This is a genomic window from Gelidimonas denitrificans, from assembly GCF_055694065.1.
The window spans coordinates 25,024-49,339 of the sequence record NZ_CM146350.1; the positions used below are offsets into that span (position 1 = coordinate 25,024).

General features: G+C 61.0%; 21 protein-coding genes. 12 read left to right on the forward strand and 9 right to left on the reverse strand.

Going from position 1 to position 24,316, the window contains the following annotated elements; genetic code table 11:
- The first annotated feature begins 130 nt into the window (after positions 1-130).
- The 5 genes from arsS to FKCLFG_RS00125 all read left to right on the forward strand — a co-directional run bounded on the left by arsS (position 131) and on the right by FKCLFG_RS00125 (position 5,614).
- Positions 131-1,129: an arsenosugar biosynthesis radical SAM (seleno)protein ArsS gene (arsS, locus tag FKCLFG_RS00105; RefSeq protein ID WP_472614226.1), complete on the forward strand. Its 999-nt coding sequence runs from the start codon at positions 131-133 to the stop codon at positions 1,127-1,129.
- Entirely contained in the window at positions 1,126-3,300 is a 2,175-nt protein-coding gene (locus FKCLFG_RS00110; RefSeq protein WP_472614227.1) for an FAD-dependent oxidoreductase, read from the forward strand. Before arsS ends, FKCLFG_RS00110 begins: the two co-directional genes overlap by 4 nt.
- 3 nt (positions 3,301-3,303) lie before the next feature.
- On the forward strand, positions 3,304-3,987 hold the full coding sequence (locus tag FKCLFG_RS00115) for a TIGR04283 family arsenosugar biosynthesis glycosyltransferase (protein ID WP_472614228.1): 684 nt from the start codon (positions 3,304-3,306) through the stop codon (positions 3,985-3,987).
- Positions 3,984-4,628 (forward strand): TIGR04282 family arsenosugar biosynthesis glycosyltransferase, encoded by a 645-nt coding sequence (locus FKCLFG_RS00120; RefSeq protein ID WP_472614229.1) that lies wholly within the window; start codon positions 3,984-3,986, stop codon positions 4,626-4,628. Before FKCLFG_RS00115 ends, FKCLFG_RS00120 begins: the two co-directional genes overlap by 4 nt.
- A 113-nt stretch (positions 4,629-4,741) precedes the next feature.
- On the forward strand, positions 4,742-5,614 hold the full coding sequence (locus FKCLFG_RS00125) for a DMT family transporter (protein WP_472614230.1): 873 nt from the start codon (positions 4,742-4,744) through the stop codon (positions 5,612-5,614).
- Positions 5,615-5,630: 16 nt separating this feature from the next.
- Here the strand turns inward: FKCLFG_RS00125 and FKCLFG_RS00130 are convergent, their stop codons facing one another.
- The 4 genes from FKCLFG_RS00130 to FKCLFG_RS00145 form a co-directional block, all read right to left on the reverse strand.
- Entirely contained in the window at positions 5,631-6,794 is a 1,164-nt protein-coding gene (locus FKCLFG_RS00130; RefSeq protein ID WP_472614231.1) for a patatin-like phospholipase family protein, read from the reverse strand.
- 277 nt (positions 6,795-7,071) lie between these two features.
- Positions 7,072-9,741, reverse strand: a complete 2,670-nt coding sequence (locus tag FKCLFG_RS00135) for a bifunctional diguanylate cyclase/phosphodiesterase (protein ID WP_472614232.1) — start codon at positions 9,739-9,741, stop codon at positions 7,072-7,074.
- Between the two features lie 427 nt (positions 9,742-10,168).
- On the reverse strand, positions 10,169-10,768 hold the full coding sequence (locus FKCLFG_RS00140; RefSeq protein ID WP_472614233.1) for an alpha/beta fold hydrolase: 600 nt from the start codon (positions 10,766-10,768) through the stop codon (positions 10,169-10,171).
- Positions 10,769-10,785: 17 nt separating this feature from the next.
- Entirely contained in the window at positions 10,786-11,121 is a 336-nt protein-coding gene (locus FKCLFG_RS00145) for a hypothetical protein (RefSeq protein WP_472614234.1), read from the reverse strand.
- Positions 11,122-11,134: 13 nt separating this feature from the next.
- Between FKCLFG_RS00145 and FKCLFG_RS00150 the strand changes: the two genes are divergently transcribed.
- Both FKCLFG_RS00150 and FKCLFG_RS00155 read left to right on the forward strand, forming a co-directional pair.
- Positions 11,135-11,272 carry a hypothetical protein gene (locus tag FKCLFG_RS00150; RefSeq protein WP_472614235.1) on the forward strand — a complete coding sequence of 46 codons (138 nt, stop codon included), beginning with the start codon at positions 11,135-11,137 and terminating at the stop codon, positions 11,270-11,272.
- Positions 11,273-11,482: 210 nt separating this feature from the next.
- Positions 11,483-12,247, forward strand: a complete 765-nt coding sequence (locus FKCLFG_RS00155; protein WP_472614236.1) for a sulfite exporter TauE/SafE family protein — start codon at positions 11,483-11,485, stop codon at positions 12,245-12,247.
- A gap of 183 nt (positions 12,248-12,430) precedes the next feature.
- Here FKCLFG_RS00155 and guaD read toward each other — a convergent pair whose 3' ends face one another.
- The 5 genes from guaD to xdhA all read right to left on the reverse strand — a co-directional run bounded on the left by guaD (position 12,431) and on the right by xdhA (position 19,404).
- A complete protein-coding gene (gene guaD, locus FKCLFG_RS00160) occupies positions 12,431-13,747 on the reverse strand; it encodes a guanine deaminase (RefSeq protein ID WP_472614237.1) in 1,317 nt (438 codons plus the stop codon).
- Between the two features lie 228 nt (positions 13,748-13,975).
- Positions 13,976-14,428, reverse strand: a complete 453-nt coding sequence (locus FKCLFG_RS00165) for an REP-associated tyrosine transposase (protein ID WP_472614238.1) — start codon at positions 14,426-14,428, stop codon at positions 13,976-13,978.
- Positions 14,418-15,530: a xanthine dehydrogenase accessory protein XdhC gene (gene xdhC, locus FKCLFG_RS00170; protein ID WP_472614239.1), complete on the reverse strand. Its 1,113-nt coding sequence runs from the start codon at positions 15,528-15,530 to the stop codon at positions 14,418-14,420. The genes FKCLFG_RS00165 and xdhC overlap by 11 nt, the downstream gene beginning before the upstream one ends.
- Complete coding sequence (xdhB, locus tag FKCLFG_RS00175; RefSeq protein ID WP_472614240.1) at positions 15,527-17,923, reverse strand: xanthine dehydrogenase molybdopterin binding subunit; 2,397 nt, start codon at positions 17,921-17,923, stop codon at positions 15,527-15,529. The genes xdhC and xdhB overlap by 4 nt, the downstream gene beginning before the upstream one ends.
- On the reverse strand, positions 17,920-19,404 hold the full coding sequence (gene xdhA, locus FKCLFG_RS00180; protein ID WP_472614241.1) for a xanthine dehydrogenase small subunit: 1,485 nt from the start codon (positions 19,402-19,404) through the stop codon (positions 17,920-17,922). Before xdhA ends, xdhB begins: the two co-directional genes overlap by 4 nt.
- A gap of 329 nt (positions 19,405-19,733) precedes the next feature.
- Between xdhA and FKCLFG_RS00185 the strand changes: the two genes are divergently transcribed.
- The 5 genes from FKCLFG_RS00185 (at position 19,734) to FKCLFG_RS00205 (ending at position 24,315) form a co-directional block, all read left to right on the forward strand.
- The gene (locus FKCLFG_RS00185; RefSeq protein ID WP_472614242.1) at positions 19,734-21,254 is read left to right on the forward strand and encodes an ABC transporter ATP-binding protein; all 1,521 of its coding nucleotides are present in this window, start codon (positions 19,734-19,736) and stop codon (positions 21,252-21,254) included.
- A complete protein-coding gene (locus FKCLFG_RS00190; RefSeq protein WP_472614243.1) occupies positions 21,247-22,326 on the forward strand; it encodes an ABC transporter permease in 1,080 nt (359 codons plus the stop codon). The genes FKCLFG_RS00185 and FKCLFG_RS00190 overlap by 8 nt, the downstream gene beginning before the upstream one ends.
- Entirely contained in the window at positions 22,326-23,258 is a 933-nt protein-coding gene (locus FKCLFG_RS00195; protein ID WP_472614244.1) for an ABC transporter permease, read from the forward strand. The genes FKCLFG_RS00190 and FKCLFG_RS00195 overlap by 1 nt, the downstream gene beginning before the upstream one ends.
- Before the next feature lie 134 nt (positions 23,259-23,392).
- Positions 23,393-23,677, forward strand: coding sequence for a phosphopantetheine-binding protein (locus tag FKCLFG_RS00200; RefSeq protein WP_472614245.1), 285 nt, complete (start codon positions 23,393-23,395; stop codon positions 23,675-23,677).
- A complete protein-coding gene (locus FKCLFG_RS00205) occupies positions 23,677-24,315 on the forward strand; it encodes a COG4648 family protein (RefSeq protein WP_472614246.1) in 639 nt (212 codons plus the stop codon). Before FKCLFG_RS00200 ends, FKCLFG_RS00205 begins: the two co-directional genes overlap by 1 nt.
- Position 24,316 lies beyond the last annotated feature (1 nt).

Below are 24,316 nucleotides of genomic sequence, written 5' to 3' on the forward strand. Positions count from 1 at the left end.
CTGAATAGATACAAAATCGTTGTATTCTGATTCCTGTTCGCGTCTTTGGTGGACAATGTTTTCGCCACAATGAACAGCCGCAACATCGGCGATGCAATGGCAGCCATCATCATCACTATCGAGGAGCGTCATGCACGCCACACTGCCATTGCTTCAGGCCACCGAATTTCCGCACTTGAGCCGCCACCAACTGACCACTTTGCAGGTCAATCTCGGCTACCGCTGCAATCAGACCTGCGTGCATTGCCACGTCAATGCCGGGCCCAACCGCACCGAGATGATGGATGGCGCAACCCTGGCCTTGATTCCTTCGATACTCACCGCGCGCGGCATTGGCACGCTCGACCTGACCGGCGGCGCGCCTGAATTGCACCAGGGCTTCGGGCCGCTGGTGCAGGCGGCGCGCGCCTTGGGCGTCAAGGTGATCGACCGCTGCAACCTGACCATCCTGTTCGAACCGGATCAGGAGGGACTGGCTGAATTTCTGGCGCAGCATCAAGTGGAAGTGGTCGCCTCGCTGCCCTGTTATTCGCTCGCCAACGTCGACCAGCAGCGCGGCGCGGGCGTATTCGACAAGAGCATCGCTGCGCTGCAACGATTCAATGCGCTCGGCTATGGCCGCGCAGGTTCCGGGCTGACCCTCAATCTGGTCTACAACCCGCAAGGCGCTGCGCTGCCTCCTGCGCAAGCGCCATTGCAAGCCGCGTACAAGCGCGAACTGTTCGAACACTTCGGCGTGGTCTTCAACGAGCTGTTTACGCTGGCCAACATGCCGATTCAGCGCTTTGGTTCGACCCTCATTTCCAACGGGCAGTTCAACGATTACATGCGCTTGTTGAAGGAAAACTTCGCCGCGGCCAACCTCGCCAACGTGATGTGCCGCAGCCTGGTCAGCGTCGATTGGCAAGGCTTTCTGTACGACTGCGACTTCAATCAACAGTTGGGACTGGCGTTGCCCGGTGCCGGTGCCAGTGCCGGTGCCGGGCAAGGACGACCGCATTTGCGCGATTTGCTGACAGATGATCCGATCGGCCGCCCGATCCGCGTCGCCGATCACTGCTATGGCTGCACTGCCGGGCAGGGCAGCAGTTGTGGCGGCGCGCTGAAAGATGAAAGCAGCGCAGCATGAAGCGAACCCTGCTGGTTCTGCTGATTATCGCCATGGTCGGCGGCTTCTTTGCGTTCGATCTGGATCGCTTCCTGACGCTGGAGTCGCTCAAGCAGAGCCAGGGCTATTTCGCTGCGCTCAAAGCTGAATCGCCGTGGTCGCTGGCCGCAATTGCCTTCGCGTTGTATGTGCTGGTCACCGCATTGTCTTTGCCGGGCGCGTTGATCATGACTCTGGCGATGGGCGCGCTGTTCGGCCTGGCGGTCGGCACGTTGCTGGTGTCGTTCGCCTCCAGCATCGGCGCGACACTGGCGTTCCTTGCCGCGCGTTTCGTGCTGCGCGACACGGTGCAGCGACGCTTCGGCGACAAACTAAAAACGATCAACGACGGGATTGCCAGGGACGGCGCGCTGTACCTGTTTACCTTGCGTCTGGTGCCGGTGTTTCCATTCTTTCTGATCAACCTGCTGATGGGGCTCACAAAGATGCGCACCCGCACGTTTTACTGGGTCAGCCAGCTCGGGATGCTGGCCGGCACGCTGGTATTCGTGAATGCCGGCACGCAGCTGGCGCAATTGCAGAGTCTGTCCGGCATCCTGTCTCCCGGCCTCCTGTTTTCTTTTGTGGTGCTGGGGATATTCCCGATCGCCGCCAAAAAATTCGCCGGATGGCTGCAAGGCCGGCGCGTGTATGCCAAGTGGCACCGCCCGAAAAAATTCGACCGCAATCTGATTGTGATTGGCGCCGGTGCCGCCGGTCTGGTCAGCGCATATATCGGCGCCACCGTGCGCGCCAGGGTGACGCTGATCGAATCCCACAAGATGGGCGGCGATTGCCTGAATTACGGCTGCGTGCCGAGCAAGACGCTGATCAAGTCGGCCCGCATCGCCCACCAGATGCGCCACGGCGAGCGCTACGGACTGGCAGCGGTGACGCCGGAATTCAGTTTCCGCAAGGTCATGGCGCGGGTGCATGAAACCATCCGCGCCATCGCACCGCACGACAGCGCAGAACGCTACACCGAATTAGGGGTGGAAGTGCTGCAAGGCTACGCCCGCATCGTCGACCCCTGGACGGTGGAAGTGACGCTGAACAATGGCGGCAGCCAGCGCTTAACCACCTTAACCACCCGCAGCATCGTCATCGCCACCGGCGCCAAGCCGTTCGTGCCGCCGCTGCCCGGATTGGAGGATGTCGGCTATGTCACCAGCGACACGCTGTGGGACGAATTTGCCAAGCTGGATGCGCCGCCGGCCCGCTTGGTGGTGCTGGGCGGCGGGCCGATTGGCTGCGAGTTGGCGCAATCTTTTGCCCGCCTGGGCTCCCAGGTCACGCAAGTTGAAATGGCGTCGCGCATCATGATGCGCGAAGACCAGGAAGTCTCCGAGCTGGCGCGTGATGCGCTCACGCGCGACGGCGTGGACGTTCTGACTGGCCACAAGGCGCTGCGCTGCGAACGTGAATCTGTGGATGGACGCGAGAGCAAGTTCATCGTCCTCGAGCATAACGGAACCGAGCTGCGCATCGAGTTCGACGCGCTGTTATGTGCAGTGGGACGGGTGGCGCGGCTAACCGGCTATGGCCTGGAACAACTGGGAATTGAAACCCAGCGCACGGTGCTGACCAACGACTACCTGGAAACCCTGTATCCCAACATCTTCGCCGCCGGCGACGTGGCCGGCCCTTATCAATTCACCCATACCGCCGCGCATCAAGCCTGGTATGCGGCGGTCAACGCGCTGTTCGGCGATTTCAAGAAATTCAAAGTGGATTATTCGGTGATTCCCTGGGCCACTTTCATTGCGCCGGAAGTGGCCCGGGTCGGGATCAACGAGCAGGAAGCCCGTGAAAAACATGTGGCCTATGAGGTCACGCAATATGATCTGGCCGAGCTGGATCGCGCCATCACGGATGCCACCGCGTATGGCTTCGTCAAAGTGCTGACGGCGCCGGGCAAGGATCGCATTCTGGGCGTAACCATCGTCGGCGAGCACGCGGCGGACCTGCTGGCTGAATTCGTGCTGGCGATGAAGCATGGACTCGGCCTCAACAAGATACTGGGCACGATTCACACCTATCCGACGCTGGCCGAAGCCAACAAATACGTCGCCGGCGAATGGAAGCGCGCGCATGCGCCGCAATGGATATTTGCCTGGTTGGCGCGCTATCACGCCTGGAGGCTGGGAGCATAAGCCATGAAGCTGTCCATCATCGTGCCGGTGCTGAACGAAGCGCAGCTGCTGCCAGTGCTGCTGGAACGGCTGTCGCCGCTGGTGAAACTTGGCTGCGAAGTCATCATCGCCGATGGCGGCAGCGAGGACGGCTCGGCTGATATTGCGCAAATCGCACAATGCGCCGGCTGCACGCTGGTGCGCTCGCCGCGTGGCCGCGCCCGGCAAATGAATGCCGGCGCGGCGTGCGCCAACGGGAATGCGCTGTTGTTCCTGCATGCCGATACGCGATTGCCGGATGGAGCCGCGACCTTGGTCGCGCAGGCGCTGTCAGGCGGGAAATTTTGCTGGGGCCGTTTCGATGTCTGCATCGCCGGCCGTGCGCTGATGCTGCGCGTGGTCGCTCGCATGATGAATCTGCGCTCGCGCCTGACCGGCATCGCCACCGGCGATCAGGCCATGTTCGTCACCCGCGCGGCGTTCGATGCGGTGGGCGGCTTTCCGGACCAGCCATTGATGGAAGATATCGAATTATCCAGGCGCTTGCGCACATTCTCGCGTCCGGCCTGCGTCCATCGCTGCGTGACCACTTCGGGCCGGCGCTGGGAGACGCGCGGCGTCTGGCGCACGATCCTGCTGATGTGGCGGCTGCGCTGGCAATACTGGCGCGGCGTCCCGGCCAGCCAACTGGCCGAGGCATATCGATGAAACCCGCGATGAAACCGCTCCAGCCTGTGCGTATCGTGATTTTCGCCAAAGCGCCCATGCCGGGGTTCGCCAAGACCCGCCTGATTCCGGTGCTTGGCGCGCAAGGCGCGGCCGATCTGGCGCAACGCCTGTTGGCGCACACGCTGCACAAAGCCATCGCCGCCGATGTGGGCCGGGTAGAACTCTGCGTGACGCCATCGGCGACAGACCCGGCGTGGCGGAAAATCGCGCTGCCGGATGCGGTGCAATGGTCGGATCAGGGGGAGGGCGATTTAGGAGAAAAAATGGCGCGTGCGGCGCAGCGCGTGCTGGAGGGTGGCGAATCGATCTTGCTGATCGGCACCGACTGCCCGCAACTCAGCGTTGCGCATTTGCAGCAAGCCGCTGATGCATTGCGGCGCACCGATGCCGCGCTGTTTCCCACCGCTGACGGCGGCTATGCGTTGCTTGGCTTGAACCGGTTCCATCCATCCTTGTTCGCAGGTATTGCGTGGAGCACCGACGCGGTAGCTTTCGAGACACTCTGCCGGCTGGGGCAACTGGGCTGGTCCGTGCAAAGCCATCCCCTGTTGCACGACATCGACGAACCCGCCGATTTGCGGTGGCTGCCAAAAACATGGCTGGAGGCGGCGCGGGTGTGACAGCGTGGCCGGGAGAGAGGGTAAGCGTCACGCGTATTTGCTCCAATATCCGCTCCGACGGTTGCATGACTGCGCTGTTCAGGTGCTGCGATTATTCTTTACCAGGATGGTTTATGTCATTCCCCCGCTTGTTTCTGCTGACCCTGTTCGCCATGCTGTCTTTTGCCGGCAATTCGGTGCTATGCCGTCTCGCTTTTCGACAGACATCGATCGATCCCGCCAGCTTCACTGCGATACGTTTGCTGTCCGGGGCGCTGATGCTGACCTTGCTGGTCCATTTTCGTCGTGGCGGCGCAGCCGGCAAACCTGGCGGCAATCGCGGCATTGGCGGCAACTGGCCATCGGCATGCGCGTTGTTCGCCTACGCCGGCGGTTTTTCGTTTGCCTATACCAGTTTGACAACCGGCACCGGAGCCTTGTTGCTGTTTGGCGCGGTGCAGGCGACCATGATATTGGCAGGCTGGTGGTCCGGAGAGCGGCTCAATGCGCGCCAGGCGGGCGGCTTGCTGCTGGCCTTTGCCGGACTGGCCGCCGTCATGTCGCCGGGTTTGTCGGCGCCGCCGCTGGGAGCCGCATTGCTGATGCTGGCGGCCGGCGTCGCCTGGGGCATCTATTCGCTGCGCGGGCGAGGTGTGGCCGATCCGGCCGGCGCGACCGCCGGCAATTTCTTGCGCGCCGCGCCCTTGTCCGTGCTGCTGAGTGCCGCGCTGCTGGCGCAACAGCAACTGGATCGATGGGGAATACTGTATGCAGTGCTGTCCGGCGCGATTGCTTCGGGCCTCGGTTATGCGCTCTGGTACGCGGCCTTGCGCGGATTGACGGCGACCCGCGCAGCCGCGCTGCAATTGAGCGTGCCCGTCATCGCGGCGCTGGCCGGCTTGCTGTTCCTGCAGGAGCCGATTACCTGGCTGCTGATGCTGGCCTCGGCGGCGATTCTGGGCGGCATCGCGATGGTGGTGCTCGACCGGCGACCATCGGCCGGTTGACTAATCGGTCCGGCTGTCAGTCGTGCACCACGATGCCCACGGCCGGGTCGATGGCTTCATTCCATGGCGCTTGGGCGATCCGGATGCGCGCGAGGTCGCGCCCCGCCGTCCAGCGGGCTGCGATGCCGGCCGGCGTAAAGTCGATATCCTTGGTGTGATTTTCCCCTTCCAGCGTCGGCGTGCGCAACGGCAGCACGTGCATCACGGTGCCGCAGCCCCAGCCGAGCAGTTCCCGGGCCTGCGGCGTGGCGCGTACGTTTTCCGGCAACAGGCGGCCGAGTTCGCGCACCACATGGCGCAGATGGTGCAGCTGTTGCTGACGCGCGGTGTGGCTCTCGGCCCGGCTGGAATACAGGATTTCCTTCTCGCGACTGAGCACCTGCTCAATGGTGTCGGGGACTGCGTTTTCCTGCTGCCACAGGCGGGTGGCGAAGATCACGGAGTCGCGGCGCGGATTGTCGTCCATCACGACTTCGATCGGGGTATTGGAATAGATGCCGCCATCCCAGTACGGTTCGCCGTCGATCATGACGGCGGGGAACGCGGGCGGCAGCGCCCCCGAAGCCATCACATGATCGATGCCGATCGCTTCATCGCGGCTGTCGAAGTAGCGCATCTGGCCGGAATGCACATTCACCGCGCCCAGCGTCAGCCGCATCGCACCTGCACCCGCACCTGCACCCTTGGCGATGCAGTCGAAATCGACCAATTCGCCGAGCGTGCGGCGCAGCGGCGCGGTGCTGTAAAAGCTGGCTTCGGCCACGCCCAGCGGTGTTTCGGCGCTGAACCATGCGCGCGGATTCGGCCTGAAGAAGCCGGGAATTCCTTGCGCAACCGTGCCCAGGTTGTGCAGCAGTTGGTCGATGCCGAAGGCGTTCCAGTGCGTGGAAGACGACGCGCCGCTGGCGACCAGATCCCAGAATTCCTTCAGGCGGGCCACCCGGTGCTGCGGCGCATTGCCGGCGATGATGGCGCCGTTGATGGCGCCGATCGAGGTTCCCACCACCCAGTCCGGTTCGATGCCCGCTTCGTGCATGGCTTCATACACGCCGGCCTGAAAAGCCCCCAGCGCGCCGCCGCCTTGCATCACCAGCACCACCTGGCCGGGTAGTTTCGGCTGCGCCGCTTTCAGCCCGGCCTGGCCGGAATGCGCCGCGGTCCTTGTCTTGGGATGTGCCATCGGTCAATTCCTTTCTGAGACGGTTGGGGCCGCGCGGACAGGCAGCCGCGCCACGCGCATTATTTCCCGCAAGACAGCAAGCGAAATTCAGCAACAACGACATACCTGCTTATGTATTATTTTTTTACGCAATGATTCCATGCGGGAAGTACTGTTTTTTATAATATTACATGGGAGTATATGCAGTTTTGCGCAGAATATCTGATGATTGCGGGCAGCTTCCGGCTCTCCGCCGTCGTCAGGCAAGGGAATAACGGGCGAACCGAATCCGGCGCGGTCATGCGGGCGTTCCCTGGCGCAACAATTGTTCGAACTCCACCAGCGCCAGCGGCCGGCTGCACAGGTTGCCCTGATAGGCCGTGCAACCGCGCTCGGCCAGGAATTGGCGCTGGGCTTCGGTCTCCACCCCTTCCGCAATGACTTCCAGACCCAGGCCGTGTGCCAGCGCCGCAATGGTGCTGACGATGATGGCGTCGTCGGTGTCGCCTAACACATCGCACACAAAGGAGCGGTCGATCTTCAGCTGGTCCAGCGGCAGGCGCTTCAGGTACGACAGGGAGGAATAACCGGTGCCAAAATCGTCCAGCGCGAAAAGAATCCCGCGCGCTTTCAGCAGCAGCATCTTGACGATGGTGCCTTCCACGTCTTTCAGCAGCAGGCTCTCGGTCAGTTCCAGCTTCAGCTGTTTAGGATTGGCGCCGGTACGGTCCAGCACGGCCAGCACCTGCATCACAAAATCCGGCTGATACAACTGGCGCGCGCTGACATTGACCGCCAGCGTCAGGTGCGCCATTTCGGCCTGGCTAGCCCAGCTGCTGAGTTGGGCGCAGGCAGTTTCCAGCACCCACTGGCCCATTGGCAGGATCAGACCCGACTCTTCGGCCAGAGGAATGAATTCGCCCGGCAAAACCAGGCCGCGCTGCGGGTGCTGCCAGCGCAGCAAGGCTTCGGCACCCGCCAGGCGTCCATCCGCATCCACTTGCGGCTGGTAATACAGCGCGAATTGCGTGTCCTGCAGCGCCTGGCGCAGGTCGGCCTCCAGGGCGGCGCGCGCCGTGACCACGGCCTGCATGTCCGGGTCAAAGAAGCGCAGGGTATTGCGGCCGGCCGCTTTGGCCTCGTACATGGCCAGATCGGCCCGCTGCAACAGCGCATCCACGCCGCCCGAATGATGATTGAACAGGCTGACTCCGATGCTGGAGCTGCTGTGATAGACATGGTCGGCCAGCAGATAAACCTGATTTAGCGCGGCAAGGATTTTTTCACCGACGGCTTTGGCCTGGGTCGCGGCGGCATGTGGCAGCGCGCTTAAGTCTTCCAGCATCACCACGAACTCGTCGCCGCCCAGGCGCGCCACGGTGTCGCCCTCGCGCACGCAGTTGCAGAGCCGTTGCGCCACCTGTTGCAGCAGCAGGTCGCCCTTGTCGTGGCCCAAGGTATCGTTGACCGTCTTGAAATTGTCGAGGTCGATGAACAGCAACGCACCCTCATGCCCGCTGCGCTCGCTGGCCACCAGCGCCTGACGCAGCCGGTCCAGCAGCAAGCGCCGGTTGGGTAGCCGGGTCAGCGGATCAAAGAAAGCCAGATGCCGGATCTCGTTCTCCGCCTCCTTGCGCTTGGTGATATCGGTCAGGGTGCTGACGTAGTGGCTGACCTCGTCCACGGAATTTTTTACCGCCGTGATGGTGAGCCATTGCGGATACACCTCGCCGTTCTTGCGGCGGTTCCAGATTTCACCTTGCCAGGACCCGCCACGCGCGATGCTTTCCCGCAGCGCCGCATAAAAAGACGCATCATGCCGCCCCGAACTGAGCAGCTTGGGCGTCTGGCCCACCGCATCGTCAGTGCTGTAGCCGGTGATCTCGGTGAACGCATGGTTGACGCGCTGGATCACTTGATGGGCATCGGTGACGAACATGCCTTCCTGCGATTCGAAGGCGGCAGCGGCGACCCGCATCTGCTGTTCGGCCCGTTTGCGCTGCAGGATGTTGCGCTGTATCCGCCTGTGATGGAGCGAGAAGACAATGCCTAAAGTCAGCATCAGCAGACTGGCCAGGCACGCCTGCAACAACAGCGTGGTTCGGGTCTGCCGGTGGGTGGAAAGCATGTCCGTGGTTGCGATTCCGGCCGTTACCGCGATGTGATAGGGCGCCACCAGTCTGAAGAAAAAAGTGCGATCGATGCCGTCCACTACCGCGCGAGCAGTAAACGCGCCGCTCTTTTGGCCCTGGCCGATGCGCGACAACACCACCGCCGTCGGGGCGTTAATGCCAAAATTTTCTTGGCCGCCGGCTCTTCTGGCGCGAATCACGCCATCCAGGCCGAACAGTGCCGCCACCCCACCGCGGCCCAGATCGAGGTCGCTGTAGAAGCGGGTGAAATAGCCTGGGTCGAGTGACACCACCGCCACCCCGCCAAAAGTGCCATCCTTGCGGCTGATGCGGCGCGAAAGCTGGATCGACCACTTGCCCGAGACGCGTCCGAGAACCGGTTTGGAGATGAATAACTCGGCCGTGTCTGCCGTTTGATGGACCTTGAAATGCTCCCGGTCCGACGCGCCCATCGGATCCTTGACCGGAAGGTTGCTCAATTGAAGCATTCCATGCGCATCGATGATGCCGACCTGATTGAAGATGTCGGTATCGATCACGCCCTGTCGCGTCAGCATTCTCAGATCCAGCTTGGCGCCGATTGCGTTATAGCGCTCCATCACGAAACGCAGCGTCTGGTCGGCGCTGCGGAAGGTGCGCGCCGCATGTTCCTGGGTCACCCTGGTCAGGTTGGCGAGATCGTGCTCGGTATCTGCGATGGTTCTGGCCCGGTCCGCCGCGATCAGGGAACAGACGTGCAGCCAGGCGGCGACGATCAGCAAGGCGACCACCAGCCATGCGGCGATATGCGGTAGCCAGGAGCGATGGCACTTGAATGTTTGCGGCGTGTTTGGCATAAGCCCTTGGTGGCGTGCAGCGCGATTTTGAACAGCCCCGGTGCAAAATTTGTAAGACAACAGCGTGGGACTCAACTTTACTCCGGGCAACAGAGTTGCGAGGGGAATGGTGCGTTGCGATTTGCTTTGCGTCAAGAATCTGGCGGATTGGCGCATTCCGCCGCCAATCCGGGGAAAATTCCGGTGTTCCGCATCGCACCATTTTATGCACAGAGGGTCACGCTACCGCCGTACCAGCCGGGTTCGATTTTGTTGCTCAGGAGTGGGTTGGTGCGACAAGCCGAAGCCGGGCCGACGTCAGGCGCAGCCTTTGGTGTGGCCAATGGAGGAGTCGTGCGTGATGTTTTTGCCGGCCGGGTCCGGCTGTGCTGCGCCTGCTACGCGATACCGGGTCCAGCTCTTTCCGGTCCGGTGCATTGCAGGGTTTTCATGCTGCGACTTGCAATTCTTCTACTTCTCTGAGAGCTGCTTTGATGATGTCAACCGCGTGGTGCGATTGCGTCACTTCATGATGGTTTGATTCCACCTCGATGAACTTCACGTCCCGCCGGTTGTGCATGCTGTCGATGGTTACCACCCCATCGTTGGCTGACGCCATCAGGTGACTGTGCCCCTTGGTGGTGACGATTGCGGTCCAATGCTGGGGGACCTGCAAGTCGATGCCGCGCCCTTGCGTGACCGGCCTGGCTACCGGGTGAATGTCTTTATAAATCTGCTGCGGGGAAAAGAAATTGAGCGTAAGCGCAGCCTCGGAGCCTCCATACGGAGTCGCCATGGTGACCGCGCCGATCACCTGATCGCCCAGCTTGTCGGCCAGGTGCAGCGCATACAGCCCGCCCAGGCTATGCGCGACGAAGAAAATATCGGTTTCGTCTTTAAGCTGTTCGAGCATCGCCGCAAGATTGGCGGAAAAGCCGTTTTTGCTGTCATATTCCAAGCAGATTTCATCGTGCCCGGTGATTTCCGATCGGATGAAATTGAATGAATCGCTGCTCGCGCCGTGGCCGTGTAAATAGATTAACTTCATGCTGTGACGCCTTTCACTCAGTGTGGGTTCGGTGCCGGGAGTTTGGCGCTGGCGTTCACCTCAACTTTTGCCTTGGCCGAAGTTTTTGCGGCTCCGCTCTGCTTGATTCTGGCGGTTTTGAGCGGGGCGTCGTGCGCATTCGCCTGCGCGGCGGCCGCCGTATTATCCAGCCCGGCGCCGATGGTGGTTCCGCTGCGGTTATTGATGCTGGCGTTCGGATTGAAACCGGATGGCGCAATGCCAACCTGCGTATTGGCGGCGACACCCAAGCCCAAGCTTTGCGCCAGCGCCAGGGAGGACACGGATGCAGCCAGTACAAAAGCCAACGGGCCGATGGTTCTTTTGAAAGTCATAAAAATTCCTGAAGTGAAAAAACGCATCTTGGATGCAAGAGGTTCGATGGTGCAGCGCGCCACTAGTTCGGCAGCAGCCCCCGCAGGTGGCCGAAATTATTCTGAATATGCCTATATGTTATTGAATTTAAACGAATTTAATGAAGTGTAAGGGCATGTAACGCGGGCCTCGCCGGGCGCTGCGCCGGCCATCGGGACGCGCTCGATAAAAATATCTGACTGATCTTGCTGTACTCTCCAATAGGCGGCAACGCACGGGAAGCGATCGGCACTGGTCGCAGCCGTTCATTGCTGACTAAAGCGCAGCGGCCGTATCGGATACGGCCGCAGGCTTATTTTTAATTCAACACATGATTAACCCATGATTGACCCACTTTTTATTACCGGCTTTTTAAATCTGATTCTGGGCGTCATGCTGGGCGCGGTCGGAGGCTTGCTGGGCATCGGCGGCGGCCTGATTGCGATTCCAGTGTTGGGTTTTTTGTACGGGATGGATCAGCATCTGGCGCAAGGCACGGCCCTGGTCATGATTACGCCCAATGTGCTGATCGGGTTTCTGCGCTACCGCCAGCGCAACAACATTGACTTGCGGCGCGCCGCATGGCTGGGAATTGTGACCATCCCGGCCACCTATTTTTCCGCGCGATACGCATCCTTGCTCGACGCCCAACGGCTTCACTTCGCCTTCGCGGTGTTCCTGCTTGTGCTGGCCGGTTATTTCATGTGGATGCTGCGCGCGGGAGCCAGCGCAGCGGTGTCCAAGGCGTCCGTTCCTGCCAAGTTTATCCCGATCGTCGGCGTCCTCAGCGGCGGCATGTCCGGGCTGTTTACGATAGGCGGCGGCCTCATCGCCGTGCCGGCGTTCGTCACCTTTTTCGGAATGACGCAGATACAAGCGCAGGGAATGTCAATGGCGTTAGTCTTGCCCGGGGCGCTGGTAGCGCTGTTTACCTACGCCCAGGCCGATCATGTCAGCTGGATTACAGGAATCCCGCTTGCCGTGGGCGGCATCCTCAGCGTCTCGTGGGGCGTTGCCCTCGCCCACAAATTTTCACCGAAGCGACTAAGAATCCTGTTCTGCGCGGTTCTGGCGGGAACCGCCGTAATGATGCTGTTCCAGCACTGAGTCGGGTCCGGTTGGCGCTGCGCTTGCGGTGAACTTCACAGGTTGGGATTTGCGGCCGAGCCTGTTTATAAAAATAGGGAGTATGTAATAAAAATGGCATTTATCCGCATATATGCATTGCAGAATACAAAAATACAATAATCAGTATGCGATTATTTCCAGGTCCTGCTTGCGCTCCAAAACCTAGCGCTGATGTAGCTTGCTCCCCGCCGCATAGGTAGCAAAAACGCTGCGGTCGTCGCCCAGCAAGGCAAGCGCGAACATCAACTCTTCCAGGCTTTCAGTGCGTGCTGTGCGGCGCGCCAGCAGCTTTGTCGCCTGCGGGTCGAGCACGATGAAGTCGGCTTCGGCGCCCGCTGCGAAGTTGCCGATGGTGCCTTCCAGCTGCATGCTGCGCGCAGCGCCCAGAGTGGCCAGGTAAAACATGCGCAGCGCCGACAAGCTGGTGCCGCCCATGCGCGCCACCTTGAAGGATTCGTTCATGGTCTGCAGCATCGAGAACGACGTGCCGCCGCCGACGTCAGTTGCCAGCGACAGCGGCACCTGCGCCGCATCGGCGCCGGCGAAATCGAACAAGCCGCTGCCGAGGAACAGGTTGGAGGTGGCGCACACCGCAATCGCGGATTGGGTTTCGGCCATGCGCCTGAAATCGGCGTCATCGAGCCAGATGCAGTGCCCGAACATCGCGCGCGGGCGCAGCAGGCCGACGCGATCATAGACGTCCAGATAGCTGCGCGCGCCGGGGAACAGCTGCTTCACCCAGGCCACTTCATCGAGGTTTTCGGCGACGTGGGTTTGCACATACGTGTCGGGATAAGCGCGCGCCAGCTCGCCGGCCAGTTGCAACTGCGCATCGGTGGAAGTCGGCGCGAAACGCGGCGTGATCGCAACCAGCTGGCGGCCGCGCTTATGCCATTTCTTGATCAGCGCTTCGGTGTCGCGCGCGCCGCTCTCGGCGCTGTCGCGCAGAAATTCCGGACAGTTGCGGTCCATCAGCACCTTGCCGGCCACCATGCGCAAATTGCGCTTTTCGCTTTCGGTAAAAAATGCCTCGGCCGATTCCGGATGCACGCTGCAATACACCATCGCGGTGGTGGTGCCGCAACGCAGCAGCTCGTCGATGAAGAAGGTCGCCACTTCCCCCGCATGCACTGGGTCGGAAAACTGCCGCTCGGCCGGAAAGGTGTAGCGCTCCAGCCACGGCAGCAAGCCGGGCGCGGGGGACGCGATGATGTCGGCCTGCGGATAATGCAGATGGGTGTCGATGAAGCCCGGCACAATCAGCTTGCCGCGATAGTCGACCACAACCGTATCCGGCATCAGGCCGGGATGCAGCGCGGCATAGTCGCCGGCAGCGGTGATGCGCCCATCCGCAACCAGCAGCAGACCGTCTGCATGCCATTGATATGAATCGGCTTCAAAAGCCGGGTCGGCGGTGAAATGCAGAATGCTGGCGCGGTAGGCTTGCAGCTTGGATTCATTTGCAGTGGCGATTGCCATGAATTATTCCTTCATCCTATTTCTGATAAACAATCGGCTGTTTTTCTGTAGGTGCGAATTCATTCGCATTTTTCACTGCTGCGAATAAATTCGCACCTACAACGGCGCGGCGCTCCAGCGGGGATTTGCCATGCCGGAGCGATGCGTAGAAAAAGCCCCGAACTGCGAGTCATCTATTTTCCGTAGGTGCGAATTTATTCGCATTTTCCAACACGAATAAATTCGCAGCTACAACCACATGGCATCCCAATGGGGATAATCGCCGATATTCTTTACCAGTCCGGCGCGCAGCGGATTGGCGACGATGTAGCGGGCGATGTGCCGGACATCCTCTTCTTTGCGCACCGCGTGGTCATAAAATGCTTTCTGCCACAAAGCGCCCTGGCGATTCAAATAACCATTCACGCGGTGTGCGGAACGCGCTTTGAAGCGTTTTACGACCGACGGCAGGGAAAAATTTTCTCCCAACTGAAACAGCCAATGCACATGATCCGGCATGATGACCCAAGCCAGGGAATTGACCGCGCCGCTGTCGTGCAGTGTGCGCATTTCCGCCATCGCAAAACGCGCGCAGGCAAAATTTTTGAAATAACATTTTTCTCGTTCCGCTAGTACGGCGGTTATGAAATAGGCTCTTCCATGCTCGTTGAAACGGCCTTTTCTTAGATCGTCATAGGACATGGCTTACCTTGGTGTGTGCGAATAAATTCGCACCTACGGGTCGATCGTTATTTATGATTCGATCCGCTTCTATGGTCTTTTTTAGTTCGACATCCCACACGCCCAGCAATTGCGCAGCGACCGAGGCGGCGATCACTGCCGGCTGTTTGCCGCTGATGCCAGGCAGGCCAATCGGGCACACCATGCGCGCCAGGGTTTCGGGCGTGATGCCGCGTTGCTGCAGCCGATGGCTGAATTGGGCGCATTTGGTGCGGGAGCCGATCAGGCCGAACCATTGCACGTCATTGCGCTGCGCGATGCGGCGCAGGATGTGTTCGCTCAGGCGTTGGTCCAGCGCGTGTTGATGCGTCATCACCAGAAAGCAGCTGTTGGGCGCTGCGGCGTCGATTGCCGCTTCGGGCGTGTCGGTCGCTTCGATCTGCGCGTTGGCGGGCAGCGCGGCTGGGAACAAATCGTCGCGCTGATCGATCCAGCTTACGCGGCACGGCAGTTCGGCCAGCGCGCGCACCAGCGCCGCGCCGACATGACCGGCGCCGAACAGCACAAGATGCGCTCGCACTGGCAGGCAGGCATCGACCAGCCAGCGCTTGCTGGCGGCGTCGCGTTGAATCCGATTGGTGGGGCTGGCGTCCAGCGTCGGCTGGAAACCGGGCGCAGCGCCCTGCAGCCTTACAGAATCCGCATCGAGCAGCGTGACCGGCGTGACAGCATCGAGCGCCAGCAAGCGCCAACTGTCCTGACCCTGTTGCAACCTTTCGGACAAAATCCGCCATCTGGTGTTCGCGCTGATGCGCTCGAACGCCAGATGCACGACGCCGCCGCAGCATTGGCCGAGGCTGGGGCCGAGCGCAAATCGTTCCAATCTACGTTCTGCGATTAGCGTATCGGCAGGCAGGCGCAGCATGTCGCGCGCGATGCCGCAAGCGTGCAGTTCCAGATGGCCGCCGCCGATGGTGTCGCATTGGGTTTCGGCTGTGACCAGCATTTTGGCGCCGGCTTCGCGCGGGCACGAGCCTTCCGTTTGCGCCACGGTGATCAGTACCGCGGGAGTTTGGTGCAAATCGAGGGTGGTGAGGGCTTGCAGCCAGTTCATGGGCGTCATGCTGGATGACCGCTCTCTCCCGCATGCGGAAGAGGGGGCAAAGGCGCAGCGGCTGCGACTGCTGCAACCGCTTCAACTGCCTTCAGAATTTCCTCGCTGGTGGCCGGTGCGTTCAGCGGCGGGTTGATGCGGTAATCCGCCACGCTGGCAATCGCGTCGCGGATCGCGAAAAAGACCGAGAACGGCAGCAGCAGCGGCGGTTCGCCGGCGGCTTTGGAGCGGTGGATGCTGTCTGCCACATTGCGATTTTTGAACAGCTTGACGCGGAAGTCTTCGGGGCAGTCCGAGATGGCCGGGATCTTGTAAGTCGATGGCGCATGCGTCATCAGCTTGCCCTCTTTATTCCACCACAATTGTTCGGTGGTGAGCCAGCCCATGCCCTGGATGAAACCGCCTTCGACCTGGCCGAGGTCGATGGCCGGGTTGAGCGAATTACCGACGTCATACAGCAGATCGGCGCGCAGCAATTTCCACTCGCCGGTCAAGGTATCGACCACCACTTCGGACACCGCCGCGCCATAGCAGAAATAGGAAAACGGATTGCCGCGCATGGTGACCGGGTCCCAGTGCAGGCCGGGCGTCGCATAGAAGCCGTCCGACCATAGCTGGATGCGCGCCAGATAGGCTTTTTGCACCAGTGCGGCAAACGGGACGCTGTGGCCGTTGCTAGTGACAATATCGTCGGCGAAGCGCACCTCAGCCACAGCGCCGCCATATTGTTGCGCCGCGAATGCCGCCAGCCGCTTGCGAATCTGGCCTGCCGCATCTTGCGCCGCCTTGCCGTTCAGGTCGGCGCCGGTGGAGGCGGCGGTGGCCGAGGTGTTGGCGACTTTGCTGGTGTCGGTTGCCGTGCAACGCACCCGGGCCAGACCGATGCCCAACTCCTGCGCGACCACTTGCGCCACCTTGGTGTTGACGCCCTGGCCCATTTCGGTGCCGCCGTGGTTGACCAGCACCGAACCGTCCAGATACACATGCACCAGCGCGCCGGCCTGATTCAGATGGGTCAGATTGAACGCGATGCCAAACTTGACCGGCGTCAGTGCGATGCCTTTTTTCAGCACCGGGCTGGCGGCGTTGAAGCTGCGGGTGGCGGCGCGACGCTCGCAATAATCGCTGCTGGCTTCCAGTTCGGCCACCAATGTATGAATCACGTTATCGACCACTTTCTGGCCGTAGGGGGTGATGTCGCGGTTTTCGGCATCATCGACGCCGTAAAAATTAATCTTGCGCACGTCCAGCGCATCCATGCCCAGCGTGCGGGCGATGTCGTCGATTGCGTATTCGATTGCGATTGCGCCTTGCGGGCCGCCGAAACCGCGGAAGGCGGTATTCGACTGGGTGTTGGTCTTGCCGCACAGCGCATGGATTTCCACCTCCGACAAGTAATACGCATTGTCGAAATGGCACACCGCGCGGGTCGCTACCGGCCCGGATAAATCGGCCGAATAACCGGCGCGCAATACCATCTCCACTTTGGCCGCGAGGATGCGGCCGGCCGCATCGAAACCGACTTCGTATTCGTAATAAAAGCAGTGGCGCTTGCCGCTGACCAGCATGTCGTCATCGCGGTCGGCGCGCAGTTTGACCGGGCGTTGCAGCTTATATGCTGCGATTGCCGCCACCGTCGCCCACAACGCCGATTGCGATTCCTTGCCGCCGAAACCGCCGCCCATGCGGCGGCATTCGACCGTGATGTTGTGTACCGGCAGGCCCAGCGCATGGGCGACTACATGCAGCATTTCGCTCGGATGCTGGGTCGAGCACAACAGCAGCATGCCGTGCTGTTCTTTCGGGATCGCGATGGAGACTTGCCCTTCCAGATAAAAATGCTCCTGGCCGCCGACTTCCAGCGTGCCCTTGACGCGCTGCGGCGCAGACGCCAGCGCCTTGGCCGCATCGCCGCGTTGCAAATGCATAGTCGGCAGCACGAAAGATTGCGCGGCGCGGGCCGCTTGCGGCGTCAAAATCGCCGGCAATGTTGCATAGTCGATTTTTGCCAGCCGCACCGCACGGCGCGCCAAGTCGTGGCTGGTGGCAATCACGGCGAAGATCGGCTGACCCGCATATTGCACCAGGCCGTCGGCCAGAATCGGGTCGTCGTGGAGGATCGGGCCGCAATCGTTCAGCCCGGGTATATCGGCCGCAGTCAGCACCGCGACTACGCCGGGCGCGGTTTTGACCGCTTCCAGATTGATGGAGAGGATGGTGGCGTGGGCCTGTTCCGACAAGCCCAGCGCCGCATGCAAGGTGCCGTGCAGTTCCCGCGCATCGTCGGTATAGGTGGCTTCGCCCAGCACGTGCAATAGCGCCGATTCGTGCGGATGCGGGCGGCCGATTTCGGTCCACTCGGTTTTATCCTGTGGCAGGAAAACGTCGGTTTTCTGGTTCATAAGATTTCCTTCGGCGCGAACACATTCACCGCCTGCGGCGGCAGCGGTGCATCCGGCCGTGTTTCCAGCCAGAAGCGGCGCAGCAAGTTTTGCGCAGCCTTCATCCGGTAGCTGCCGGAGGCGCGCATGTCGGACAGCGGCGCGTAATCGTCGGCCATTGCCGCCATCGCGCTGTGCAGCATGGCTTCATTCCAGCGCCGGCCTTGCAGCGCGGCTTCTGCCTTGGCCGCGCGTTTTGGCGTCGGCGCCATGCCGCCAAAAGCGATGCGCGGATGTTGAATAATCCCGTTGTCGAGTGCGATTGAAAATGCCGCGCAGACAGCCGAAATATCCTGATCGAAGCGCTTCGCCAGTTTGTAGGTGCGAAAGTGTCGATGGGCTTTCGTCAACAGCAGCGGCACCCGCACCGCTGCGACGAATTCGCCTGCTTGCAGCGCATTTTTCTGATAACCGAGGTAAAAATCTTCCAGCGGCAGGCTGCGCTGTCCATTGCCGCCGCACAGCACGATTTCTGCACCGAGCGCAATCAGAAAAGGCATCGAATCGCCAATCGGCGAACCGTTGGCGACGTTGCCGCCCAGCGTGCCGACATTGCGAATCGGTTCCGAGGCGAAGCGCTGCCACAGCTCGGACAACTCGTTTGGATAATGCCGGCACAGCGCCGCGTAAGCGTCGTTGAGCGTGACGCCGGCACCGATGATCAACTGGCCCTCTTGTTCGGTCACCGTTTGCAATTCGGCGATGTGCCCGATGTAAATCAGCGCGTGCAAGTCGCGCAATTGCTTGGTGACCCACAGCCCGATATCGGTAGCGCCGGCCAGAATGTGCGCGCCCGGAAATGCTGCACGGGCGGCAATCAATTGCGCCAGCGTGCGCGGTGCGATGAAGGTTTGGCCACTGTTGCTGTAGTCAAACGTGTCGTCGCGTTGCAGGGTTTGCAGCGTTTGCGCCAGTGCGGCGCTGTCAAAATGCACCGGCGGCAATTGGCCCATGTGCCGGGCGGCGGCGATGATGGGCCGGTAGCCGGTGCAGCGGCACAGGTTGCCGGACAGCGCGGTGTCGATTTCGCGCCGTGACAGCGCAGCCGTTTGGCCTTCGTGCCGCAGGTACAAACTCCACAGCGACATCACAAAACCCGGCGTGCAAAAGCCGCATTGCGAACCGTGGCAGTCCACCATCGCCCGCTGCACCGGATGCAGGCTGCCGTCGGCCTGCTTCAAGTCTTCCACCGTGAACAATGCACGGCCATCCAGCGTCGGCATCAACTGGATGCAGGCATTGACCGCTTTCAGCGTGAGTTTGCCGTCCTGCAGTGCGCCGACGACCACCGTGCATGCGCCGCAATCGCCCTCGGCGCAGCCTTCCTTGGTGCCGGTGCAATGCAGGTCTTCGCGCAGATATTGCAGAATGGTCCGGGTCGGCGCGACATCCCGCACGCTCCGGATTGCGCCGCGATGGTAAAAACGGATAGCTTCGGACATGGCGGTTCCACTGGTGTTTGACTGGTTCAATTGATTTTTGCTATATTACTGTGAGTATATTTTATTTCTGCAATAAATGTATGCGGTAAATGCCGTAAAAAATGTGATACTCCCTGTTTTTCAAGAATCGCGCGGAACCCCGATGCGGGTTCGTATCTTGCGCGAACAATCCGTAACAACTGTTGTTCAAGATTAGCACCTGTACGCAATACGGTTATATCCGCATCTTAATATTAGGCATCTGGAATAAAATAGCGGACTTACGCAAGGTTGCTGTAAGTTTGCGCAACAAAATATTCCTCCCAACCCATCCAAACCATGACCAATCGATGACCAATCGCCTTGAGTTGCATCAAATCACCAAGCGCTACCCGTCGGTGGTGGCTAACGATGGCATCGATTTGATCGTCAAACCGGGCGAAATTCATGCGGTTCTGGGCGAAAACGGCGCCGGCAAATCGACTTTGATGAAGATCATTTACGGCGCGGTCAAGCCGGATGCCGGACGCGTGCTGTGGAACGGCGTCGAGGTCCAGATCGCCAATCCGGCCCAGGCGCGCACGCTCGGGATTGCGATGGTGTTCCAGCATTTTTCACTGTTCGATACGCTCACCGTGGCGGAAAACATCGCGCTCGGTTTGCCCAATGACACCAAACTGGATGCGCTGGCGCAGCGCATTTCCAGCACTGCCGCGCAATACGGGCTGGAGCTGGAGCCGCAACGCCATGTGCATACGCTGTCGGTGGGCGAATGCCAGCGGGTCGAAATCGTGCGGGCGCTGCTGGCCAAGCCGCAATTGCTGATCCTGGACGAGCCGACTTCAGTGCTGACGCCGCAGGCGGTCGAAAAGCTGTTCGAGACCTTGCGCCAACTGGCTTCCGAAGGCTGCAGCATTTTGTACATCAGCCACAAGCTCGATGAAATCCGGGCGCTGTGCCACACCTGCAGCGTGCTGCGCGGCGGCAAAAATACCGGCGTCTGTGATCCGCGCACGGAAACCGCGGCCAGCCTGTCGCGCCTGATGATCGGGGCCGAACCGCCCACCATTGAGCGGCAAATGCGCACGCCAGGCGCGACTATGCTGGAAGTCAGGCAACTGTCGCTGGCAAAAAACCATCCGTTCGCCACCCCGCTGTCCGACATCAGTTTTGCGGTGCGCGCCGGCGAAATAGTGGGTGTGGCGGGCATTTCCGGCAACGGTCAGCAGGAATTGCTGGCGGCGCTGTCGGGCGAAGATCGGCGCGCAAAGCCGGAGGCGATTGTGTTGCAGGGCAAACCGGCCGGCAATCTGCCGCCGGGTTTGCGGCGTCGGGGCGGGCTGGGCTTTGTGCCGGAAGAACGGCTCGGGCGCGGCGCGGTGCCTGACATGTCGCTGGCCGACAACGTGCTGCTGACGCTGCAAACGCCGCTGACGATTCGCTTCGGCCTGATCCGCAACAGCGTGCTGGTGCAGCGCGCCGCCGACGTGATCGCCCGCTTCAAGGTCAAGGCCGCCGGTCCGCAGGCGGCGGCGCGCAGCCTGTCGGGCGGTAATTTGCAAAAATACATCGTCGGGCGCGAAGTCATGCGCGGCCCCAAAGTGCTGATCGTGGCGCAACCGACCTGGGGCGTCGATGTCGGCGCGGCGGCGCAAATCCGCGCCGAACTGGTGGCCTTGCGCGACGCCGGTTGCGCGTTGCTGGTGATTTCCGAGGAGCTGGACGAATTGTTTGAAATTTCCGACCGGCTGGTGGTGCTGGCCAAGGGCAGGATGTCGCCATCGATTGCCACTTCCGACGCGACGGTGGCCCTGATCGGCCAGTGGATGAGCGGTCTGTGGGATCAGCGGCAGGAGGCGGCGCATGGCTAAGTTTCAACTGCGGCTGGAAGCGCGCGCCAATCCCTCCACCCTGATGTCATGGCTGTCGCCGTTGCTGGCGCTGCTGCTGACGGTGTTGTGCGGCGCGATTTTGTTCGCCGCGCTGGGCAAGAGTCCGCTCGCCGGCTTGTCGATCTTTTTCCTGGAGCCGCTCACGGATCTGCGCGGCTGGTCCGAAGTCGGCATCAAGGTCGCACCGTTATTGCTGATCGCGGTCGGGCTGGCGATTTGCTTTCGCGCCAATGTCTTCAATATCGGCGCTGAAGGCCAATTGGTGGTCGGCGCTGCGGCCGGCGGCGCGGTCGCGCTGTACTTCGATGACGGCAGCGGTGCCAGCGGCGGCGCGGCCATGATTGCCACCGTGCTGCTGGCCGGCATGCTGGGCGGCATGGCGTGGGCGGCGATTACGGCTTTCCTGCGCGACCGCTTCAACGCCAATGAAATTCTGGTGTCGCTGATGCTGGTGTACGTGGGCCAATTGCTGCTGAGTTTTCTGGTGCATGGCGCGCTGAAGGACCCGGAGGGTTTCAATTTCCCGCAATCGAAGCTATTTTCCGAAGACTTCCTGCTGCCGATCGTGCTGCAAGGCACGCGCCTGCATCTGGGGATCGTGCTGGCCGTGCTGGCGGCGCTGGCCGGCTGGCTGTTTCTGAGCAAGAGCATCGCCGGTTACGGTATCCAGGTTGGCGGCGCGGCGCCGATGGCGGCGCGCTATGCGGGATTTTCATCGCGCAAATCGTTGTGGACTTCGATGCTGATCTGCGGCGCGCTGGCCGGTCTGGCGGGCGTGTGTGAAGTGCTGGGGCCGATCGGGCAAATCACGCCATCGGTATCGCCCGGTTATGGTTTTGCCGCCATCATCGTCGCGTTCGTTGGGCGACTGCATCCGATTGGCGTGATTTTTTCCAGCTTCATCATGGCGCTGTTTTATATTGGCGGCGAACTGTCGCAGTCGCGTCTGGGCATGCCGAATGCGATCACCGGCGTGTTTCAGGGCATTTTGCTGTTTTCGCTGCTGGCCTGTGATGTGCTGATCAATTACAAAATCCGCTGGAGCAAATAATGGACGCATCTTTAGCCTCTATTGCATCTCTGATCGCCTCCAGCATCAACGCCGGCACGCCGCTGATGCTGGCTGCGCTCGGCCTGCTGATCAACGAGAAGGCCGGAGTCGTCAACCTCGGCGCGGAAGGCATGATGCTGGTGGCCGCGATCATCGGTTTCGCGGTTGCGGTCGATAGCGGCAGTCCGGCGCTGGGCTTTGTCGCCGGCGCTGCCGCCGGCATGCTGCTGGCGGGATTCTTCGCCTGGCTGACGGTCTGGCTCGGCACCAATCAGTACGCCACCGGGCTGGCGCTGACGCTGTTCGGCGGCGGCGCGTCGGCGTATATCGGCATTGCGTATGTCGGCAGCAGCCTGCACAACGTCGCTTCCGGCATTCCCTACCTGGAAAACATCCCGTTCCTGGGCCGTGCGCTGTTTCGCCAGCATCCGATGGTGTATCTGTCGCTGCTGCTGTGCGCCGCCATCGCCTGGTTCTTGTACCGCAGCCGCGCCGGATTGGTGCTGCGCGCGGTCGGCGAATCGCCGTCTTCTGCCCATGCGCTGGGCTACAACGTGCGCCGCATCCGGCTCGCGGCGTTGCTGTTCGGCGGCGCTTGTTGCGGTCTGGCCGGCGCTTTTTTGTCGCTGGTGTATACGCCGCAATGGGTCGAAGGCATGACGGCGGGGCGCGGCTGGATCGCGCTGGCGCTGACTACATTCGCCACCTGGCGTCCGGCGCGGGTGCTGATCGGCGCTTACCTGTTTGGCGGCGTCACTATCCTGAGTTTTTACATTCAGGCCCAAGGCGTGGCAATCCCCTCGCAATTGCTGTCGATGCTGCCGTATCTGGCCACCATCGTGGTGCTGGTGCTGATTTCGCGCAACGCAAACTGGATCAAGCTCAACATGCCGGCCTCGCTGGGCAAGAATTTCAATCCGAATAGCGGATGAGCGGATGCGGAGCGGTAAAAATCAAAGGCCGGCGGGCTCCGTGGCATGGCAAAAAAACAATGACAGATTGAGCGCTATAATATCCGGCCACGCTGTAAGCGATAGCGAGCCGTTGGATTTACCGGTAAAGAAAAATGAAGCCTGAAAGCATAGCGAGATACGATATCGGCCTGCAGAATGAGATCGCCGAACTCATCATTCAGGGTTTGAATCTGGACCTGAGCGCCGCCGCAATCAATCCGGACGAGCCGCTGTATGGCGATGGTTTGGGACTGGATTCGATCGATATACTCGAGGTCGCACTGTTGATTTCCAAGCGTTATGGAATCCAGTTGCGCGCCAACAACGATGACAATCACCGCATTTTCACTTCACTGCGCAGCTTGACGCAATACATCAGCGCGCAGAAACCGGCCTGATGTCCAAGGCGGCCGGGCCAGCGCGCGGGATCGCAATCGTCGCGCTGGGCGTAGCGTATGCGTGTCTTGCGCACTATACGAATAGCCGCAATGGAACTGAAGCGCTGGGCACCGTATTGGCGCTGGCGCCGATTGTGCTGGCGCTGCTGGCGATGGCCTGGCAAGCGCAGCATCGGATCGCCGCACTGCTGCTGTTCTGCATCGGTTGCGCGGCACTGTTTGCCGGATGGAACATGCTGACCCAGCATTTCGCCCGGATTTACTGGCTTGAGCATGCCGGCTCCCAACTGCTGCTCTGCCTGGGCTTTGCGCGCACCCTGAGTCCCGGTCGGGAACCGATGTGTTCCTATTTTGCAAGAATGATCGATGGCCCGCTGACGCCGCCACTTGCGCGTTACACCAGGCAAGTTACCAAGGCCTGGGCGATTTTCTTTGCCTTAATGGCGGCTGCTTCGACGCTGCTTTTCGTGACAGTAGCGCAGTCGACATGGTCGGTATTTGCCAACTTTTTTACCGCGCCGCTGATTGGTCTGATGTTCGTGCTGGAGTTTGGCGCAAGGAAAGTCCTGCTGCCGGATATCCGGCACGGGCGCATTCTCGACACCCTCAAAGTCGTCTGGAAAGTGCCTTCCCGTTAGT

Bases quoted from the DNA above. Each gene is read 5' to 3' on its own strand.
- FKCLFG_RS00205 (WP_472614246.1), top strand. From the start codon at position 23,677: ATGTCCAAGGCGGCCGGGCCAGCGCGCGGGATCGCAATCGTCGCGCTG.
- FKCLFG_RS00185 (WP_472614242.1), top strand. From the start codon at position 19,734: ATGACCAATCGCCTTGAGTTGCATCAAATCACCAAGCGCTACCCGTCG.
- FKCLFG_RS00190 (WP_472614243.1), top strand. From the start codon at position 21,247: ATGGCTAAGTTTCAACTGCGGCTGGAAGCGCGCGCCAATCCCTCCACC.
- FKCLFG_RS00195 (WP_472614244.1), top strand. From the start codon at position 22,326: ATGGACGCATCTTTAGCCTCTATTGCATCTCTGATCGCCTCCAGCATC.
- FKCLFG_RS00120 (WP_472614229.1), top strand. From the start codon at position 3,984: ATGAAACCCGCGATGAAACCGCTCCAGCCTGTGCGTATCGTGATTTTC.
- arsS (WP_472614226.1), top strand. From the start codon at position 131: ATGCACGCCACACTGCCATTGCTTCAGGCCACCGAATTTCCGCACTTG.
- FKCLFG_RS00125 (WP_472614230.1), top strand. From the start codon at position 4,742: ATGTCATTCCCCCGCTTGTTTCTGCTGACCCTGTTCGCCATGCTGTCT.
- FKCLFG_RS00135 (WP_472614232.1), bottom strand. From the start codon at position 9,741: ATGCCAAACACGCCGCAAACATTCAAGTGCCATCGCTCCTGGCTACCG.
- FKCLFG_RS00130 (WP_472614231.1), bottom strand. From the start codon at position 6,794: ATGGCACATCCCAAGACAAGGACCGCGGCGCATTCCGGCCAGGCCGGG.
- xdhC (WP_472614239.1), bottom strand. From the start codon at position 15,530: ATGACGCCCATGAACTGGCTGCAAGCCCTCACCACCCTCGATTTGCAC.
- xdhB (WP_472614240.1), bottom strand. From the start codon at position 17,923: ATGAACCAGAAAACCGACGTTTTCCTGCCACAGGATAAAACCGAGTGG.
- FKCLFG_RS00115 (WP_472614228.1), top strand. From the start codon at position 3,304: ATGAAGCTGTCCATCATCGTGCCGGTGCTGAACGAAGCGCAGCTGCTG.
- FKCLFG_RS00165 (WP_472614238.1), bottom strand. From the start codon at position 14,428: ATGTCCTATGACGATCTAAGAAAAGGCCGTTTCAACGAGCATGGAAGA.
- FKCLFG_RS00145 (WP_472614234.1), bottom strand. From the start codon at position 11,121: ATGACTTTCAAAAGAACCATCGGCCCGTTGGCTTTTGTACTGGCTGCA.
- guaD (WP_472614237.1), bottom strand. From the start codon at position 13,747: ATGGCAATCGCCACTGCAAATGAATCCAAGCTGCAAGCCTACCGCGCC.
- FKCLFG_RS00110 (WP_472614227.1), top strand. From the start codon at position 1,126: ATGAAGCGAACCCTGCTGGTTCTGCTGATTATCGCCATGGTCGGCGGC.
- FKCLFG_RS00155 (WP_472614236.1), top strand. From the start codon at position 11,483: ATGATTGACCCACTTTTTATTACCGGCTTTTTAAATCTGATTCTGGGC.
- FKCLFG_RS00140 (WP_472614233.1), bottom strand. From the start codon at position 10,768: ATGAAGTTAATCTATTTACACGGCCACGGCGCGAGCAGCGATTCATTC.
- xdhA (WP_472614241.1), bottom strand. From the start codon at position 19,404: ATGTCCGAAGCTATCCGTTTTTACCATCGCGGCGCAATCCGGAGCGTG.
- FKCLFG_RS00200 (WP_472614245.1), top strand. From the start codon at position 23,393: ATGAAGCCTGAAAGCATAGCGAGATACGATATCGGCCTGCAGAATGAG.